This window comes from Acinetobacter sp. YH01025 (assembly GCF_013420185.1).
Taxonomy (GTDB): domain Bacteria; phylum Pseudomonadota; class Gammaproteobacteria; order Pseudomonadales; family Moraxellaceae; genus Acinetobacter; species Acinetobacter indicus.
In genome coordinates this window covers 47,000-63,958 of record NZ_VOYR01000006.1, presented here as the reverse complement: position 1 = coordinate 63,958, position 16,959 = coordinate 47,000, and the positions used below count along the sequence as shown (strand labels likewise).

At 44.6% G+C, this 16,959-nt stretch carries 26 protein-coding genes and 1 tRNA gene; 2 read left to right on the top strand and 25 right to left on the bottom strand.

Annotated features, from left to right (window positions below):
• From FTT89_RS08010 to FTT89_RS07890, 25 genes are all read right to left on the bottom strand, one after another.
• On the bottom strand, nt 1-411 hold the full coding sequence (locus tag FTT89_RS08010; RefSeq protein WP_180172805.1) for a gp436 family protein: 411 nt from the start codon (nt 409-411) through the stop codon (nt 1-3).
• Between the two features lies 1 nt (nt 412).
• Complete coding sequence (locus tag FTT89_RS08005; protein WP_180172804.1) at nt 413-898, bottom strand: hypothetical protein; 486 nt, start codon at nt 896-898, stop codon at nt 413-415.
• Nucleotides 899-910: 12 nt separating this feature from the next.
• Nucleotides 911-1,138, bottom strand: a complete 228-nt coding sequence (locus FTT89_RS08000) for a hypothetical protein (protein WP_180172803.1) — start codon at nt 1,136-1,138, stop codon at nt 911-913.
• Between the two features lie 12 nt (nt 1,139-1,150).
• Entirely contained in the window at nt 1,151-2,107 is a 957-nt protein-coding gene (locus FTT89_RS07995; protein ID WP_180172802.1) for a DUF2184 domain-containing protein, read from the bottom strand.
• A 3-nt stretch (nt 2,108-2,110) separates the two neighbouring features.
• Nucleotides 2,111-2,581 (bottom strand): hypothetical protein, encoded by a 471-nt coding sequence (locus FTT89_RS07990; RefSeq protein WP_180172832.1) that lies wholly within the window; start codon nt 2,579-2,581, stop codon nt 2,111-2,113.
• A 15-nt stretch (nt 2,582-2,596) separates the two neighbouring features.
• Nucleotides 2,597-3,769 (bottom strand): DUF2213 domain-containing protein, encoded by a 1,173-nt coding sequence (locus FTT89_RS07985; protein WP_180172801.1) that lies wholly within the window; start codon nt 3,767-3,769, stop codon nt 2,597-2,599.
• Nucleotides 3,770-4,011: 242 nt separating this feature from the next.
• On the bottom strand, nt 4,012-4,233 hold the full coding sequence (locus tag FTT89_RS07980; protein ID WP_104499037.1) for a hypothetical protein: 222 nt from the start codon (nt 4,231-4,233) through the stop codon (nt 4,012-4,014).
• Nucleotides 4,234-4,294: 61 nt separating this feature from the next.
• Nucleotides 4,295-5,158: a minor capsid protein gene (locus FTT89_RS07975; protein WP_180172800.1), complete on the bottom strand. Its 864-nt coding sequence runs from the start codon at nt 5,156-5,158 to the stop codon at nt 4,295-4,297.
• A complete protein-coding gene (locus FTT89_RS07970; protein WP_180172799.1) occupies nt 5,139-6,437 on the bottom strand; it encodes a DUF1073 domain-containing protein in 1,299 nt (432 codons plus the stop codon). Before FTT89_RS07970 ends, FTT89_RS07975 begins: the two co-directional genes overlap by 20 nt.
• A gap of 10 nt (nt 6,438-6,447) precedes the next feature.
• Complete coding sequence (terL, locus tag FTT89_RS07965) at nt 6,448-7,974, bottom strand: phage terminase large subunit (protein WP_180172798.1); 1,527 nt, start codon at nt 7,972-7,974, stop codon at nt 6,448-6,450.
• Complete coding sequence (locus tag FTT89_RS07960) at nt 7,952-8,434, bottom strand: DUF2280 domain-containing protein (protein WP_168396906.1); 483 nt, start codon at nt 8,432-8,434, stop codon at nt 7,952-7,954. The genes terL and FTT89_RS07960 overlap by 23 nt, the downstream gene beginning before the upstream one ends.
• A gap of 46 nt (nt 8,435-8,480) precedes the next feature.
• On the bottom strand, nt 8,481-9,128 hold the full coding sequence (locus tag FTT89_RS07955; RefSeq protein WP_180172797.1) for a putative metallopeptidase: 648 nt from the start codon (nt 9,126-9,128) through the stop codon (nt 8,481-8,483).
• On the bottom strand, nt 9,125-9,295 hold the full coding sequence (locus FTT89_RS07950; protein WP_180172796.1) for a hypothetical protein: 171 nt from the start codon (nt 9,293-9,295) through the stop codon (nt 9,125-9,127). Before FTT89_RS07950 ends, FTT89_RS07955 begins: the two co-directional genes overlap by 4 nt.
• Nucleotides 9,296-9,313: 18 nt before the next feature.
• Nucleotides 9,314-9,502 (bottom strand): hypothetical protein, encoded by a 189-nt coding sequence (locus tag FTT89_RS07945; RefSeq protein WP_180172795.1) that lies wholly within the window; start codon nt 9,500-9,502, stop codon nt 9,314-9,316.
• 222 nt (nt 9,503-9,724) lie between these two features.
• Nucleotides 9,725-9,802 (bottom strand) — tRNA-Ile (locus tag FTT89_RS07940).
• Nucleotides 9,803-10,109: 307 nt separating this feature from the next.
• Nucleotides 10,110-10,520 (bottom strand): antiterminator Q family protein, encoded by a 411-nt coding sequence (locus tag FTT89_RS07935; RefSeq protein WP_180172794.1) that lies wholly within the window; start codon nt 10,518-10,520, stop codon nt 10,110-10,112.
• 12 nt (nt 10,521-10,532) lie between these two features.
• Entirely contained in the window at nt 10,533-11,045 is a 513-nt protein-coding gene (locus FTT89_RS07930; protein WP_180172793.1) for a RusA family crossover junction endodeoxyribonuclease, read from the bottom strand.
• Nucleotides 11,038-11,373 (bottom strand): hypothetical protein, encoded by a 336-nt coding sequence (locus FTT89_RS07925; protein WP_180172792.1) that lies wholly within the window; start codon nt 11,371-11,373, stop codon nt 11,038-11,040. Before FTT89_RS07925 ends, FTT89_RS07930 begins: the two co-directional genes overlap by 8 nt.
• A complete protein-coding gene (locus FTT89_RS07920; RefSeq protein WP_180172791.1) occupies nt 11,366-11,647 on the bottom strand; it encodes a hypothetical protein in 282 nt (93 codons plus the stop codon). The genes FTT89_RS07925 and FTT89_RS07920 overlap by 8 nt, the downstream gene beginning before the upstream one ends.
• A 196-nt stretch (nt 11,648-11,843) precedes the next feature.
• Nucleotides 11,844-12,101, bottom strand: a complete 258-nt coding sequence (locus FTT89_RS07915) for a hypothetical protein (protein WP_163170159.1) — start codon at nt 12,099-12,101, stop codon at nt 11,844-11,846.
• The gene (locus FTT89_RS07910; RefSeq protein WP_180172790.1) at nt 12,098-12,607 is read right to left on the bottom strand and encodes a hypothetical protein; all 510 of its coding nucleotides are present in this window, start codon (nt 12,605-12,607) and stop codon (nt 12,098-12,100) included. The genes FTT89_RS07915 and FTT89_RS07910 overlap by 4 nt, the downstream gene beginning before the upstream one ends.
• Nucleotides 12,604-13,356, bottom strand: coding sequence for an ATP-binding protein (locus FTT89_RS07905; protein WP_180172789.1), 753 nt, complete (start codon nt 13,354-13,356; stop codon nt 12,604-12,606). Before FTT89_RS07905 ends, FTT89_RS07910 begins: the two co-directional genes overlap by 4 nt.
• Nucleotides 13,353-14,261, bottom strand: coding sequence for a replication protein (locus tag FTT89_RS07900; protein ID WP_180172831.1), 909 nt, complete (start codon nt 14,259-14,261; stop codon nt 13,353-13,355). Before FTT89_RS07900 ends, FTT89_RS07905 begins: the two co-directional genes overlap by 4 nt.
• A 46-nt stretch (nt 14,262-14,307) precedes the next feature.
• Nucleotides 14,308-14,766 carry a phage regulatory CII family protein gene (locus tag FTT89_RS07895; RefSeq protein WP_075174452.1) on the bottom strand — a complete coding sequence of 153 codons (459 nt, stop codon included), beginning with the start codon at nt 14,764-14,766 and terminating at the stop codon, nt 14,308-14,310.
• Nucleotides 14,767-14,817: 51 nt separating this feature from the next.
• Nucleotides 14,818-15,048 (bottom strand): YdaS family helix-turn-helix protein, encoded by a 231-nt coding sequence (locus FTT89_RS07890; protein ID WP_075174451.1) that lies wholly within the window; start codon nt 15,046-15,048, stop codon nt 14,818-14,820.
• Between the two features lie 100 nt (nt 15,049-15,148).
• On the opposite strand from FTT89_RS07890, the gene FTT89_RS07885 reads away from it, so the two are divergent.
• Both FTT89_RS07885 and FTT89_RS07880 read left to right on the top strand, forming a co-directional pair.
• Complete coding sequence (locus FTT89_RS07885) at nt 15,149-15,868, top strand: LexA family transcriptional regulator (protein WP_257229703.1); 720 nt, start codon at nt 15,149-15,151, stop codon at nt 15,866-15,868.
• Nucleotides 15,869-15,950: 82 nt separating this feature from the next.
• Nucleotides 15,951-16,949 carry a hypothetical protein gene (locus FTT89_RS07880; RefSeq protein ID WP_180172788.1) on the top strand — a complete coding sequence of 333 codons (999 nt, stop codon included), beginning with the start codon at nt 15,951-15,953 and terminating at the stop codon, nt 16,947-16,949.
• The last annotated feature ends 10 nt before the right edge of the window (nt 16,950-16,959 follow it).

Genomic DNA, 16,959 nt, shown 5'->3' with positions numbered 1-16,959 from the left:
TCACACCACAAAGATTCCAGTGCCTGCGATGGGTTGACCGTCGTCACCCTCTGGCTCAATCGGAAATACAAGGATAGCTTTGCCCGTTGAGAGTTTATTGAGCCAAGAGACTGCCATCTCATGGCGTCGAAGAACTTCATCTGTCGGCTGGTCCTTGTAAAGTATATAGCGCGCAATATCACCAATATTTCGCTTAAGCTGATCAGGCACGCTGGGTAATGGCAGGTTGTATCGGGTAGCGATATAACTATCAGCCTCATTACTTGCCTGCTCTATTGCATTTTCTGTGATAAGAGCTTTTTGATTTTCGGTTAGGGCCGGATCATGGTTTCGAGCGATATTGTTTTCAAGTCGCTCAATTTCATGCTGGCCAAAGCTTTCAATCAATTCATCTCTTGTGATATATGCCATGTTATGCCTCTGAGACGATATAAGTTACGCCCTGACGTAATTGCCCTGAGTCAATCAATGGACGACTACTGCCTTTGCGCTTAATTGTCCGCGGATGCAATGGTGCCAGTCTCGCAGTCACCATTTGCTTTTGAATGTCAGCCATGCCTTCCATGCCTAAATATTCCCACATGGTCCTTAGGTCCATGCTCCCGTCCATCAAGGCCGGTATGCTTCGCTCGATAAAGCCAAAATACTTTTCCTGATTCTGTTCTAGCGCTGGTGTGACCACATCACGCTTTGGAATATTCTTGGATGGAACACCGTGGTAGTGAATAGCAGCCAGGTCAGCCATGGTAATGGATCGTTTACCACCACCACGGCCAATATGGGTCTGGCTTGCCAACCAACCAACCTCAACATGGCCACCCATTTTTTCGGCGTTTTTAATGAAGCGATCCAGTGAACCGTCATCATCAATATTCACACTTGAATTAATGCTGACCATGTTGTCACCAGATTAGTCTTCTTGCTTCGTTGAAGTGCTTCGCGTGGACTTGACCTGCTTCTCTTCATCAGCAACAACAATTTCACCGGACTCGATTAAAGCACCGATGATTTTGTGCTTTAAAAGTTTCTCATGTTCAGCCTGAGCGACTTCTACCGCCACACCCTTGTCCAGCACCAAGCGTGGTTTTGTAGGCAAAATTAAAGCGGCCTGATCGCCGCTATAGGTATACTTTGGCATGTTTTAGCCCCCTTAAATGTCCAGATAACGCATTGAATCGACGCGCTTCAACCACACGCCTTGATATTTGTAATGGCCCGGAATCTTAATATCCACGCCGACCGGCTGGGCTGCCAGGAACTGTACATCATCCGCAAGGAATTGAATGCATGACGGATCGCGGCGATAAATTACCGCACGGTCGGTGCTGGCAAGGCCTTTACCGTTGGTACGTTCAATGCTGCTAAAATCCAATTTTTTGCCCGATGCAGAGAAAATATTTTTCTCTTTGATGACATCAAGGAAGGTTTTGCCACCGCTATCAGCAACAAAACGGCCTGCCAAAATAGTGAACTGGTTTGATGGAAGCAGGTAGGTGTCTGGGCGAATTGCATCATCAAAAGCTGACGCTGTTAATGATGGCGCCAATGATGCGTTTACATCTTCCAGCACTTCTTCAATGGTTGCGAGCGCCCAGTCATGTTGAGCTGTCACCACTGTAACGCCAGACTGGTTATAGAAACCTTTCACAGTTCCTTCACCTTCCCAAGCTACATCGCTTAAGTGTTTTTCTGCTGCCAGACGCGCTGCTTGCGCTTTATCCGCATCCAAAGAAATACCAGCAGCCATAGCTGTCTGAATTTCTAAAATTGAATACTGGTAGCCGATGGTACCCGCAGTTACAGGCATGGTCACTGCATCGTATTCAACTTCAGCCAGTGGAATGTCAGTACCGGTACCAGCGTGGCGCTTACCTTTACCGATACCACGTTTACGTTTTAATACTTCACCACCACCCACAACATTATTGGTTGGCTTGGTTGGAATGTATTTTGCGTATTCGGTTGCTTCTGACATCTGGGCGTCAGTTTCATTGATCGTCTCGACCTGCTTAAACAGATTGACCAGATTCTGCATGTTAAATGCATCACCTACTTGCGCCTGAATTGCTCCCGCAATCGGCGTTAAACGCGCTAATAATTGATTCATGTATTAAGCCCCACGAAGTCGTAAAATTGCTAAACCTTCTGCATTGGTCACGGTTTCCCATGATGCGTTTGGTAATTCTGTGCCATCAAGTGCAGCGGATGACAGCGAACCCAGTGGCGCATCTGCTGTTCCATTTGCTGTTTTGACATACACCTTTGCTGTAATGTCGGTCACTGGCGCAGATGGTTTCACCCAGATGTTACCAATCGTCATGACAGGCAAAATATCGCCCAGTTGATACGCTTCATTGCCGCTGGCATCTTTTCCTGATTTACCCACACCATTACGCAAAACAACACCGAAACGTGTAGGAGTGGCACCTGCTACAGCCGTCACGGATTTACCATCAGTTGAGCGAACAACGGTATCACCGTCTGATAAAGTTCCCGCCCCGGCCATTGGGATTGATAAAACTTCTTCAGGACCTACTAAATACGCCTTTTGACCCGGGCGTGCGGTAATTTGCTGAACCATGTCAGTCATCCCCTCTTAAATTTGTTGTTTCCATGCATCCGCTTTAGATGCTGGTTTTTGTTGTTGACCTGGATCAGAGTCACCGACTTGTTTCGGGTACATCTGATCGACCGGATTGGCCTTGGTTGGTGTGGCCAGAATTGCACGAAACACCGTATCAATCAGCTCTGGCTTTGCATCACCAACAGAAACACCACCCAAAACAGCCACAACGAGCGCATCACCAGCTTTTGCTGCAACAACATCACGTTTAATTTGCTCGCATGTGCAGCCTTCGGTTTTGATGTTTGGATCAATCTTTTTAGCATCCTGGATTAATTCAGCTCGGTCAGCTGCCAGTGTTTCCAGCTTTTCGGGTGTAACCTGATTGGCTTCAAGTTCAGGTACCTTTTCAGCAAGCTCTTTGTGGTCTTTCACCAGCTTGTCCGCTACGGCCTGAACTGCATCAAGTTCTGTGGCAACAGAAAACTCCTGATCACCAATTTTCAACTTGGCAGCTTTCAGGTTTTCAAGTTGCGATTCTTGCTGTGCTAAAGCATCCACCAAGGCTTGGTTATCACCAACCTCAAAGCGAATACCATTAATTTTGACTTCCATCTTGTTCCCCTTTGGGTTTGGATTGTGGTCGGCAACGCGGCAATCACCACCGCATCGACCCTGGTAAACAAGCGCAACATGGTTGACTTGTATATTCTTGAAAACGGCATGGTATGGTGTGCCGTCATCCGCTACGCCACTCTCAATGATTAGATCGGCCGCATAACCGAGCGATAATTCGATCTTTTCATTGGTCTGAATCATCTCAATGGCGGTTTTATCCTTAATGAGCAGATCACCAACTAGATAACCGTTTTCTTCACGGACGTTGTTCAGTTCGCCTACGCTGTAGTGTCGCCATGTAGCAGCATTGACCTGATTGCCTGGAGGATGACTATTGGTTGCATCCTTGCCTTCTGCACTTGTAATCGTAGCTTTGCTAAATAGCTCATCCGCCGATGTGTAAATCCCGAAAGCATAGCCTTCCTTAAAGCCCTCAATTCCCCCGAACTCTTCCGGGTAATAACTGCGCACTTGTGGTGCCTTGGCCAGTTTTGCCCCTACACATAATAAAAATCCCTCTGTGGTGAGGGATCGTGAAGACTGGGACGGCGCAAAGTCACCGATTTTGGTGTGTATAAGTTTTTTCATGGATTTTTAGCCAATCTATTTATGGTTTCTTTGGTGGACCAAGTTTTACCAACGGTGGTGGCGGAACATACTCAGGTTTAGCTTCCGGTTGATAGCCTGAACTTTTAGCGCATGAGCAACGACAGCAATTCTTACAACACATAATTTTTCACCATTAAAAAAGCACCCGAAGGTGCATAAGTTGAATTTCGCTGCAAAAATTGGCGCGGTTTTAGGTCTGAGTGATCGACTTTCATTTTTACTTATTTTCTCTCATACCGCACACAATGCTCAGTAATTTGTGGCGCAATGACTTTTCCTGCAACAATGTTATTCACTTGCGTTTCAGTTTTGGTGCAAGTCCAATCTGATTTATTCAGTGAAATTTTTTCACTTTTAGCGTCTTGCCATACCACGTAACCAAAAAACAGAGCAATGGCACAAATTAGGATAGCTGCACCCCACATCAAATATTTATCTCTCATTTTGGCCTCGTCCACGCTTGTAAGATTAGATCATAAATGATTTGCTGTTCTTGAGTAACCATCAAGCCGCCTCCTGCATCGCAATAATCTCTTCTGGTGTAGGCGCATTCGGATCAAACAGATGCGCTGTGTATGGGATTGCTACACAACGGCAGCGAATCGGAATACCCGGATGACCGTCATCATGCACATGCGTCCAGGCATAAAGTTTCCCATCACGGGCTAAATGTGAATCACGAACACGCTCATCACGGCTGCATGACCAGTAGTAGTGAGTAATCCCTAACTTGGTTTGCCGTACCTCGGTTAGCTTACTGGTGAGCTTTCCAGTCTGATCCCGAGCAATGAGCTTTGCACGCTTCTCTGTGCTGTGCCCAATCCCCTGAATGGCTTTAACCATGGACTCTGATTTAAGTCCACTCTGGATTCCATTCAGTACAATCCGCTCCACCTTGTCCAGGTGCTGTGAAGGTATGGATTTGATCAGCTGCACATTGGCATGAATGGCATCATTTACAGCATCAAACAGGTCTTCACTACGCATCAGCGCTGTAAAATCAATGCCAGTAAACTTGAGTAGCATGTTGGCCAGCTGCTGATCTGTAGATTGCCTGTTCTGCTCAACAATACGGCGCGCAATTTCAATTGCCATCGTATCTGTAATTAACAATATTCGATTGCGTAACGCAGCAAGCGCCTGAATGAACTCGTCAATAAAACGGTCTGATACCTGAACAGCGGATGCATCACCAACGCTATAGCGCTTCAGCATCGGTATCAGACCTTTTTTGATCTCGCTCTGCGTATATGCCACCAGTGCCAGCAGTTCGCGTGTATATGCGATTTCGGCCTTTCGTGACTGCAGAATAGGTGCAGCATTAAACTTACGCACCCCTTTCTTGGGTTTAATCTGTTTCAGATCCACTGTAAGTCTCCGCTACCGCCTCAAGCGCCTTGATATGGGTATCGTCGATATAATCGTAAGTGCCATCCTCACGCAGCTGTCTCGCCACCTGGGCCTCACTCACAATTCCTTTCTCAAGATACTTAATATCCCGCTCCGCATTATTCTTCTCAACTTCAGAGCGAGTCTTGTAATCCAGCTGCCAGAGTGGATAAAAAGTAATATCCATGCCGACCGGTGGCTTACTAAACAGGCTTTGATAGATCAGGCGAAGTAATGGCAACAACACTGGATGCAACGTCCATTCCTGATCCGTATTGACCCGGTCATAATAGTTCCGAAGATCAAACTCACCCGAATTATTTAATCCAGATGTTGTCTGGCCAAATAACACTGTAAAAGGTATATCCGCTGCAGCTGCAGTTTGTGCCCCATACTCCCGCATCAACTCAGGCAATCCGGCGAGATTGTTGGTTTTGCTCTCATACTTCTCTGTAGCATCAAGGACCAACATGCCATTGATGCTTTTCATCAGTGCAGCTGCAGAGAATCGGGCCATCGTATCCTTCATGCGGTTTTTTAAGGAATCAATCAGATTCGGCATCTGGATAACATCAATCTTGGCCTCATGCACCAGGCTTGCCGCTGCACTATTGGTACCCACAAAATGCAACAGGGTCCGGTAAATCGCCAGCAGGGTTGATTCACCTTCTTCCCCATTTTTGATTTCGATTATCCGCTTGTAATGCACCTTATGTTTTACGTGAGAGTCTTCAGTGGTTTGAACCTGATAAAACCTAGGTTGATTCGGGTCTCCGTTGTTTTCACTCGGCGGGACCAACTCTGTGCCTTGCGACACCTCAACCTGGCATTTTTTGAGCACGGTAAAAAACTGTAATTCACCACGGCGGATAGAATCCCAGTCAACCGCATCAGCCAGATCACCACCACTGAAACCAATCAGAATGTAGGACCTACCATATAAACGCGCATATTTAAAAGCAGTGTAAAGCTTACGGCGTAGCTCAAGACGGTTTACCTCATCTGCCATCTTTTTGCTTTGCTGCTCTTTTATGCCGGTATAAAACCAGCCTGCACGCAACATATCCTGAACTGGACGATTAATAATTTTCTTGGCCAGCCAGTCTTCATAAGCGGCTTCAAAATCGTGATCGCCCAAGGTCATGTTCTTTACAAATTTGCCATGACTCGCTTTGTCGCGCTCTGTACCTAGATTGGTGGCAAAATTGACATAAGCGCCATCAGTCACGTTCTGAGTCGTTTGAGTTTGCTCTGCCACTCTTACTCTCCTAATCTAAAAGCGAATACCCATTTACCAGGGTGTCGTTAATTGCATCCATCGTCGGGTCCCATTGGTCGTCATGATCATGTGTCATGTCAGCTGTTAGTCCTTCAGCCTCTTCAATGTAAGGAAGCAACCATGGCGCATCAGCTGGCAACATCACCCGGCCATCTTCAACATAAAACACCACATCCATTGTCCGGGTCAGCTTGTCGGTATCGCGCTGTATCGCCCGGATCGGTAATGTTGTTGTTCGTGAAATAGTCTGAATTAATGTTGTGCCAGAGGCTTTATCCTCAATGGCCATATAGCGCAATGCACCCAAAGCGGGAGTATCGACATGATGTTTTTTAATAAACCGTTCAGCTTCTTTCAGCAATTCTGGTGCAAGCCACTTACCACGCCTCACGTCAATGATATAAAGCTTGTCGTCATACCCAAGACCGCCACACAAGAACACTGAATAGTCGTTGTGCTCTTTGACCTTTTGAGCCGTATCAGCCCAGATGCCACGCCATTTAAGCGGCGGAAGTTCCACATAACGCCCAAACCATTCAGATTTGACCAAATCCCCGCCAAGTTTTTTCGGCGATTGCTGGTACTGACTACTGAATGTATAACGTGAAACCGTTGCACCATCTTTATCCTGCCCGCCTCGCTCCAGCTGCAGTAATGACTGTAACGATTCTTTCATTGGCCAGTAGCTTTGACGGCCTTTTTCATCACGCTCTACATCACGCGGCACCTTCTTACGAATGTGCTCTGGCAATGAGTTGATGTAATCATCATCAATCAATGCCGGTATCGAGATCTGATGCCATTTCCCTGGCACGTTGCCCGTCATCACAAAGTTTGTCGGATCTTCAACGTGTAAGCGCTGCATGATCAAGATAATCGGTGTGGATGACTTGGCCTTACGCGAGTTGACTGTGTTCAGAATCTTACGATTTGCCTTTTTTCTTGCTGTAGCACTAAATGCATCTTCCGGCTTCAATGGGTCATCAAGAATAATCGCACCGGTAAATCCAGCATCTGCCAATGTACCTGCACGGCGGCCTGTGACCTGACCACCCATCGAGGCGCTATACACATGCCCCGCTTCATAGCCATCTACAGTCGTTTTCCAGCTAGCCTTTGCATCGGTACTGGTCGAAATATTAACCGGCCATAACTCCTGAAAATCATCCGATTTAACGATGTTTCGGGCAGTGGATGACACATCCTCGACCAAAGACTGGGAGAATGACAAATATAAAAATCGTGAACGCTGATTACGTGCGATACCACGTGCAATCAGATTGGTCAGTAATTCAGTCTTACCTGAACCTGGTGGAACGTTAATGACTAGGTTTTCAATGCGACCAGCAATGACTTCATCAATTGCCCATGCAATATATTCATGGTGCCAATTGACTGAAAATTTAAAGCCCATACGAGGCATGAAAAAACGGCGTGTGAAAAATAGATGTTCACGTTCGCATTTCTCACGTTCGATCTTTATCTCAAGCGGTCTAGTATTTACTTTCGAGTTCATCTAACACCTGCTTCACTAATTCAGGGCTAGCATCCACGTAGGTAACATTTTCGCTTTGTAATGGTCCACCACCTGCGCCAGTCAATTCTGTTTTATTGGTGTACTTGCCACCGACATCTTCAGCCACTTGTTTAAGAATGGTCAGCTGTAAAATCGGATTGCGTTTGTTCTGTGGGTTATTCAGCAAATTCTCATAATGACGTAAGCGCACGGCTAGATTCGCCAAGGGCATTTCATCTGTGTTTTTACGGAACTGCTCCCGGGTTTTATAAAACTCATCAGCTAATGCTTTACTGAGGTTTTGCCCTGTCCGTTTGGTCGGGTCGTATGCCTCACACTGCTGACGTGAAATAGTGATGCCAAACTCTTGTTGGACAAGCTCAACGGTTTCAGTAGGTGTATTCCACTGCGCCAAGCTACGCACGATAAAGAGTTTGTGCTTTTGATTTAGCGTTGCCATTGCTCTTTATCCGTCCAACTTCGTCCAACTCAATGGACAAAAAAATTTAAACGACCTTCAGAAAGCAAGTACCGCACGCATGGTAAATATCGGCTCTTGAAATTTCAGGTCGCTGTTTCGCTGCATCAATCATGGTTTGAACTTCTTCGCTTGCACCATAACGGCGTACCACACCAGTGAATTCCTCCACGTCATGCCCTTTGATCTCAAGCTTTGGTAAACCTGTTTCACGGTTAAATTGTGGGATACCCCATTCATCACGCTTATGTGCAATGTGGTAAAGCTCATGCTCAACCAGTGCACAAAAGGCAATATCATTCGCCACTTGGGCAAATTTGGCATCAACGGTAATGAGGTATTCAGGAACTTGACCGAACCATTGCTCAAATTGTTCCTCTTGGCGTGCTTTCTTCCATCCACCCACATTGATCATGACTTTTTCAGCCTGGCCAACAACAAAGCGACCCTGTTTGATGAATCCACCATTTGCCCACATCACGGCGATCTGTGGCCAGTAAAATGAGTCCAGATGAATATGATCAGGATTAAACACTTCGGAATGTTCATTTAGAAATACCGCTTTAATCCATGCCCACAGTTCTGGTGCTGGGATAAAGTTAGGCGTATCTAAATCGAATATTTCTTTTGGTGGATATGGTCGAACTGGTATGGCTTGTCCGACTTCATTGATCATTGCAGTACGTTCCGTAAGTTTCGGATGCGTTCCTTAAGCTCAATCATGATTTCATCAATCGCGATCATTTGATGACGCTTAAGACCTGAACGGCTGAGATTCTGATACTTAGACAGCTCAGCACTGCAAAATTCTAAGTCTCGTTTCGCTTGTACTTTGTCTGTCATGACCGCCACCAAATAAAATCAACTCACAGGCTTTAAAACATGCTCTGGTATTGTTGAGAATTTCACTTTTGAACCCTCGCCATAAATATCAAGGTCCATATTCACGGTTATAAATTTCACATCAAGCTTGTCTTGTGTGCGCTTCACAGCCTGAATTAGCTCAGCCTGCAACTCTTGCGCAATAGCTTCATCGCTATACTGAGTCATAAACACCACCAATAAGAAAAGAAAACCCTGCCAATAGCCAGTATGTGGCAGGGTTTTATGTGCCGTAATCCGTCCGGCGATGGAGAAATTAATCAATCTCTTTTAAACATTCTCGACACACTTTGATTTCTTCATCATCAATCGTGTAATCAATCTCGGTTGCACCATGGAAGCCGAATAAACAGAATAGGAATCGGAGCATCGCAATCTCCTAAAAGAATCTGGTTAGCCCCATCGGATTCGAACCGACTATCTCCCCGTTATGAGCGGGACGCTTATACCACTTAAGCTTAAGGCCCATTAAAAACCAACTAAGAAATAATTCTTCCTAGTTGGCTTGGTAGTGTGTGCTTAATGGCTCATAACTGATTGTGTTAAGAGTTCGCCAGGCTCAAGTAATACTCACCTTTTAAAACTAATAAATGGCGGCATTCAATTTAAACCACTACGAATAAAGAAAGCCGCCAAAACGCAAAAAGCCCACATTTCTGTGAGCCTTTACGGTAATTATCAGTCTTTCCTGATCGTCATTTGCTTTTCAGGTGGTTAAGTGCGTATACATAACTTCGACCACTTATCACAAATTTAAACAAAGTGTGCTGCACTGTCAATAGGGCAAATTCTCAATCACACCATCAAGATACGAAAGTCCTTTATCAATCTCAGCACGTACCTTTGCTTTACTGCAATCATGAGCATTTGCAATACTCAAATACGACCAATTGTTTTCATAAAAAAGGATTAAAAACCAAGCTCTTTCCTGCATAAACTCCCGACTATCATTATGCATTTTTGCCAACAATTGACTAACTCGCACCGCTTCATGATCTTCAATCTCAACTGGAATTGACACCTTGCTTGCGCGTATTCTTGTTTTGTCATTTTGGTCAATCAACACAGCAAGCGGATTGGCTGACACGTTTGTTTTTACTGTTCTTACCCAAGCCCCATATTGCTCAAGCCATTGGTGCGCAGAACGCTTAGACCAATTCATTTTTAACCCTGTCGCCGCATTCATCCCTATTCCCTCTTAAGCCCTTAACTTTTCAACTTGAATAATCAGCTTCCCACCCTTTTCTGATGGCAACCGCTTCACGAGCAATTCATCCACCTGGGAATCATCCAGAATCAAACCGCCTTTTGATAAAGCATCAAAGCAAGGCTTTACGATGTTATCGATGTCGCGTATTTTCGCATCAGGTGGCGCGTATTCGATCTTTACGCGAACTCTGCCCTGATACCCTGCCGGCTCAATAAAACGCTTCATAACCTCAATAAAGTGGATTGCGCGCTTACTTAATCGGTTGGTTTTGTTGGCCCCGCGAATCCAGTAGTGATTTACCGAAGGGGGTGTGATAAAAACTTCACACCAGAGCAATTCATCATTCATCACACCAAACCCTTTCCCTTCGACCAGGTGGGCTGGAACCTTTGGCATTGGATCTGGATTGGATTTCTTCTTCCCCGACTTGGTTGTTACACCAAATCGAGGACCAATACCGGCTTTTCGTGCCTGTGCTGCGGTGATACGGAGATTAGTCATTGTCACCTCGCAGGGCTTTGATCGCATCACCCAAGCAACGAATCATTGCCATTTGAAGAAAATCAAAATTTCCTCGCCTGTCTTGCTCCACATATTTCAAATCCCCTTCAAGCATGTGAGAAACAGCCTCAACCTGCTTCTTCTTCTCGATATAACAAGCCTCCATGTTGTTGAGTTGGGCTTTTCGATAATCCCAAGCCTGATAAGCCATCTGCACCGGCAACACCCGATAAACATCGCCATCCCTATCAAACAGCTTGTCACCGTGTATGAATCGCATGTTTGTGTAGAAGTCCTGGTCTTCAAGCCACTTTTCAAAATCACTCATGCTCAATCACCTTCGTAGTGGGGCTAATATGATTCCGAATATCACTCACATGGTCGGTGCGGTCATGGTCGGCGATGGTTGCGCGCAGATCCCCAAGACAAACTAGAAGGTGCTTAAAACGCTCGGAATAGCTAGTAAATTTCCATTGATCCTCCTCCCAGTAATACCACTCAACTGCATTTCTTTTTTGGAAGTAGGTATCATGTAGAAAATCTGTCGCTCCCACAGGCGCCCCCTCCACAATTTTCCGCATTTCTTCGATTGTTAAGTTCATCCCTTTACTCCTCGCTCATTGCCTTCCACTTCAAGCATGGCCCACTGAATTTCATCCCATTTCGCCAGTGAAAGCCCGGTCTCCATCTTCGATATTTCCGAGATATACTGCTTTGAGCAGTTAAGCTTTTTAGCTAGTGCTATACCTCTGCCGCGTCTTTCTAACAACCACTCACGCAAAGCTTTATTTAGACTTCTCATCCCTTCACTCCAAATAACTCTTTAGCCTTGCTTGATGCCGCATAGCTAAAAATTCCGTTTTTAGTTCTTTCACACCTGGTCAGAAAACCTAGTTCGGCTAGAGCTTTTAAGTAGCGATTCAGCGTAGCTCTATGCTTATCAATTACGTTGTCGTGAATATCCTGCCAGGTTGCTGCTTTGCCTGAGTAGGTGATGAAGAGCAAAATTTCCAGCATCACCTCAAAGTTTTCGACATAGGTTTTGCGATTGTTCATGCTGCGCCCCCAAATAAATCCAAAGTCCATTCATCACGAACTGGTTTTGCTTTAGCTTCGGCCTGCTTTATAGGTTTTGGCTTAACCACTGGCTCCATGGGTGGCGCATATTCAAGCTCCAGCGACTCTGGTGCCGGGAATGCTTTATTAAATTCCTCTTGAGTCGGGACCCAATCAACCAGCTGCCAAAATTCACATCCATGTCTCAAGCCTGCACAAGCCTTATCAGCTTGCGCCTGAAGAAACCAAAAGCTAATAAGAGATGTTTTTTGAGCTAGATTCATGTACTGGCAGCGATCTTCTTTTTGTTCTTTAAAAGCTTTAACAAAATAGGTTTCTAACTTTTGATCAGCTGCGACCTCGATTTCATTTTCACCAATCAAGCCAAGCCAGATTTTGAAGTCGATATTTTCCTGCTCATTCAATCCAGCAAACGCATGATCAGTAAGCGGCGCTGGATAAGTTGTAAGACCGCTTGAGTCTTTGTATTCAGAAATTACACTCACACCCCACCTCTCATACGCGCATCAGACCAATTGCACTCAACCATGTCTAAGCCATCGTGCTGGAAACGGGACCACAGGCGATCACCCAAATCCTTGCGCAGTTCTTCAAGCGTAAAGTTTGAAATCAGCATCGTTGGTTTGCCTTCGTCATAGCGGGAATACAAAACCTTGTGGACCAGCTGCAGACGGTTTTCATGTCGATCATGCAGGCCATATTCATCCAGGATCAGGAGGTCATATTCCGTAAACCGGTAGATTGCGTTTGATTCGCTGTCATTAGCCTCTTTCTTCCAGGCATTGGCAATCTCATTGGCCATGTCTTCGGAAGTGATGTAACGGGCGTATTTACCGCGCTCCAATACGTTTCTTGCCACCGCACAGGACAGATGCGTTTTACCGGTACCCGTACGGCCCACCATGATGAGGTTGCGGGTTTTACCGGCAATAAAATCCTTGGTGAATTTCACGCAGGTCATTTTTGCCAGCTTCTGGCCATCGTTCTGGGTCTGGTATTCAGCAAAGCCGCTTTGAGCATGACGGGCTGGCAACCTGGCACCGGCAAAGTGTTTTTTACGCACTTCGGTATCCACCTGCTTCTGGTGTTCACGGTTTGCCTGGTTCAGTTTTTCTTTGGCACAGGTACCGCAAATCGGGCCACCACCGGTGATCAGTTTTGGCTCGGCGTGAATTGCACAAAGCTCGTGACTGACTTCAAGATTGAATTGTTGAGTAACAGCGGTTGAGTTCATATCAAATCCCCCAGCTCAATGTCATCGGTACACGGTGCGTAGTGCTGGATCTCTCCCCAGGCATCGTTGACGTTTCGGGAATGGTCCGGCTGACTCAGTGGTTTTTCGAATTGAGCCGATCTTTGGCCAACCTTGCTGCGTTTCACCCACTTCACGAAATTTGCATACATCTGGGTCGGTGTGAGTGAGCCAGCGTTCAAACGGGGTTCGTAATACGCATTCACCTCAAGCAGAATTTGATCGACCTGCTCTTGGGTCATTTTGGCTTCACCTGATCGCTGTAACCAGGAATTCAGTGAGTGCAAATCAGGTGTCCAGATTTGTAAAACCTGATCGACTGAATTTTCTTGCGCGCTACACTCTTTAAAATTTTCTTTAATATTTTCTTTAAGTGTTTCTTTAATAGGGTCCCGTTCAACGGTACTAGTCCCGTCCCCTTTGATGGGACTACCCCCGTCCCGTTTCGTGGTACTAGTCCCGTCCCGTTCAATGGTACTAGTCCCGTTTGAAGGTAGTCCCGTTTCATGGGACTGGTTAAGGGACAAACTGTACACATTTAAACAGCCGGTTTTGCGCTCAACTTTGATGAGTTTTTTATCTTCCAGTTCCTTGATACAGGTCATCACCGTGTCACGTTTTTTGATGCCGCAATACTTCTGAAATTGGGTAATTGAGATTGAGTGAGATGCACGATCAAAGCCGGATGTTTGCCGCACAATGAACATAAGGCACTTAAAAGCTTTATCGTTTAATTGCGCCATTATCTGGTCGTCAATTAAAGAGTTAGGCGTTCTTGTGTAGCCCTCTTCTTTTTTTGACATTACTTGTCGCTCTTTTTTGGGGAACCAAACCACTTCAGCTTGAGGTGCTGCTGGTTCATGTGCTAAATTTGCTCTTGCATTCATATTTGATTTACCTCGAATAAGAATCCCAAAAGCCTGATCTGAACCATCAGGCTTTTTCTTTTTCATCAACACAGGCATGGACCTGCGCATCCAGTTCAGCTAAGACCATGTGAAGCGTGTGGATGACTTTGGACATATCCATTGCCTCTCCCAGCGTTACCCGGCCATCAGCCATCATTTCCTTGAAAACCGCCTGTATATCTCCACCAGCAATTCCCATATTCAAAATCAGTTCTGTCAGTGCAGAATCCCGGCATTCAGGAATGACCGGTAAATCAATAGCGACTTTCCCATGTTCAGCATTGAGGCTTTGCAAAATGCGTGGATCGCCTGTAATGGCCATGAGTTTTGAGGCTTCAACAAGTGAAATATGGTGCGTATCGGTATTCGGATTTACTTTGCTGTTGAGAACAGCCGGGCTTTTAATACCCATGCGTGGAGCCAGTGCATTTGCACCGCCTGGGTAGTCGTGCACCGTGTGATAAGCCGCGTCTACAATGTTCATTTGTGATTCCTTTGAACGTATTTAATTAGAATCAATCAGTTGATAATTGATTTATGCGGCGGTGGCATTTTTAGGCTTACCGACTTTTAAAAGGTTCTGCTTAAGGACTTTGCCTTCAGTTTCCTTCTCAATAGTCGCTGAATAGTTTGTTTCGCCGGTATATTCAGTTCGCGGTAACTCATTTTTGTGCAACCACTTGTAAACAGCGCGGTTTGAGATATTGAGCATATTTGCTACGGCGGACACTCCACCAGCCTGATCTATATATGACTTCAAGTTCACATTAATTCTCCATACTGAACTTTTGGTTCAACTTTAACAAGAACTGATAGTTCTTTCAATACTAATTATTATTGAACTCATGGTTCACAGGGTTTTTCTAATGAATAGTTCTACAGAAAAAATTAAGGAAGAGTTTGCCAAGCGAATTCATAAGGCTATGGATGATAAAAATTATCCTGTTCGTGGACGTGCACGGGTACTGAGCCGAGAGTTTGATGTTTCTGATAAGGGCGCTGGAAAGTGGCTGAAAGGTGAAGCAATTCCAGAAACGTCAAAAATCCCCCTGCTGGCTGATTTCCTTGGCGTATCTGCTGAGTGGCTGTTAAATGGAACTGGTGATTCAGAACAAAAAACATATGCCGGCGAGGTGTTTGGCAATGTAAGACCATCAGAAAAATTACTGAGAAAGATCCCTGTGTTAGATTTTGTTCAAGCCGGCGCATGGCGTGAAGTTGCTTATGATGGATTAAATCCAAAAAGTGAAACATATACGACTTATGAAGGCATAAACCCCAAGGCTGTCTTCTCGCTTATTGTAGACGGGATGAGTATGGCACCCGAGTTTAAACCGGGTGATGAAATTGTTGTGGATGCAGCAAAGGTTCCAGTACCCGGTTCCTTAGTTGTAGCTCAAGAAATTCAACATGGCTCAGCCTTAACTACTTTCAAGAAATATCGTGTCATCGGGATCAATGAGCATGGCGTGGACATTATCGAGCTGGTGCCGCTAAACCCAGATTACCCGACCTATAACTCCACACAGATTGAAATTTCGATTATTGGTGTAGTGGTCCAGCACCACAGAGAATTTAAATATTAAAAAATTAAAAAGCCGCTTATGCGGCTTGGGTGTTTTATGAAAGTCGCAACCCGAGCGACTCTTTAATCGGGGGGAGATAAGTATGGCAATTAATATTAGATTTGATTATTTTCATTTTCGGGCAGATAGAACACGAGTGCGTAGAAAAGAGGATGCTCAATATTTTTTTGGCGAAATCCCAACTTTGGACTTTTGTCAAAAACTAGAATCTTATTATAATTTAAACAGAAGCGCATTTGGCACTAATGGGAAAATAATTAAAGAATTTAATAGTGGTAAAAAATGGATAAAATGGGTTTCAATTGATAAGATAAAAGAGGGATATAAGCTTTTATTTACATTTAATGATCTAGAAGTTGATCCTCGTATTCTTGAGAACACTAAAAATAATGTCTTAACTCAAAAAATCCCAAAAGAACACGGACTTCGTACGTTACTTCATGTAATTATCAAGACAAAACCTGTATCAAAAACAGAAGCAAATTTATGTGTTCAATTAGTCCCAGGCATGAGTCAGAAGTTTATTCCTGCTTTATTTACTGAACTTTTTTCACTAACTTATGATTCACAGTTTTGGATCGCAACAGATCCGATGACTCAAGATGAAATTAAATGTAAACCACAAGTTAATGTTACCCCTGTTACAACAAGTAGCATTATTGAAGCTGTCAATAAAGGGCTCTTACAAAGTATTGTTTTAGTTGAACAAACCAAAGTTACACAAAGTTTCGACCAACATAGTGTACTAAAGGACCAAACTAAAAGCTTAGGAATTACGATCAGTAATAACAGTTCGTTCCTGAGTAAATTAACGCCGAATACTCTGAAGAACTGGCTGGAGAATACAAAACAGAATTATAAAAGTGAATTTAAGGCAGACCCTAAAACTTATCTTATGATTAGAAATCAACATAATAAGGGCGAAACTAAATATGAATACATTGATGATGTAACACTAGGTTTAACTAAAAGGGCTTATCTCAATTGGGAAGACCGTGATATAAATACAATTAATGGATTGGAATCTAAAGAACCTAAACCAATTACTCAATGTTTTGCGATTATGCAGGACAATTTTTAAGAGATGTTAT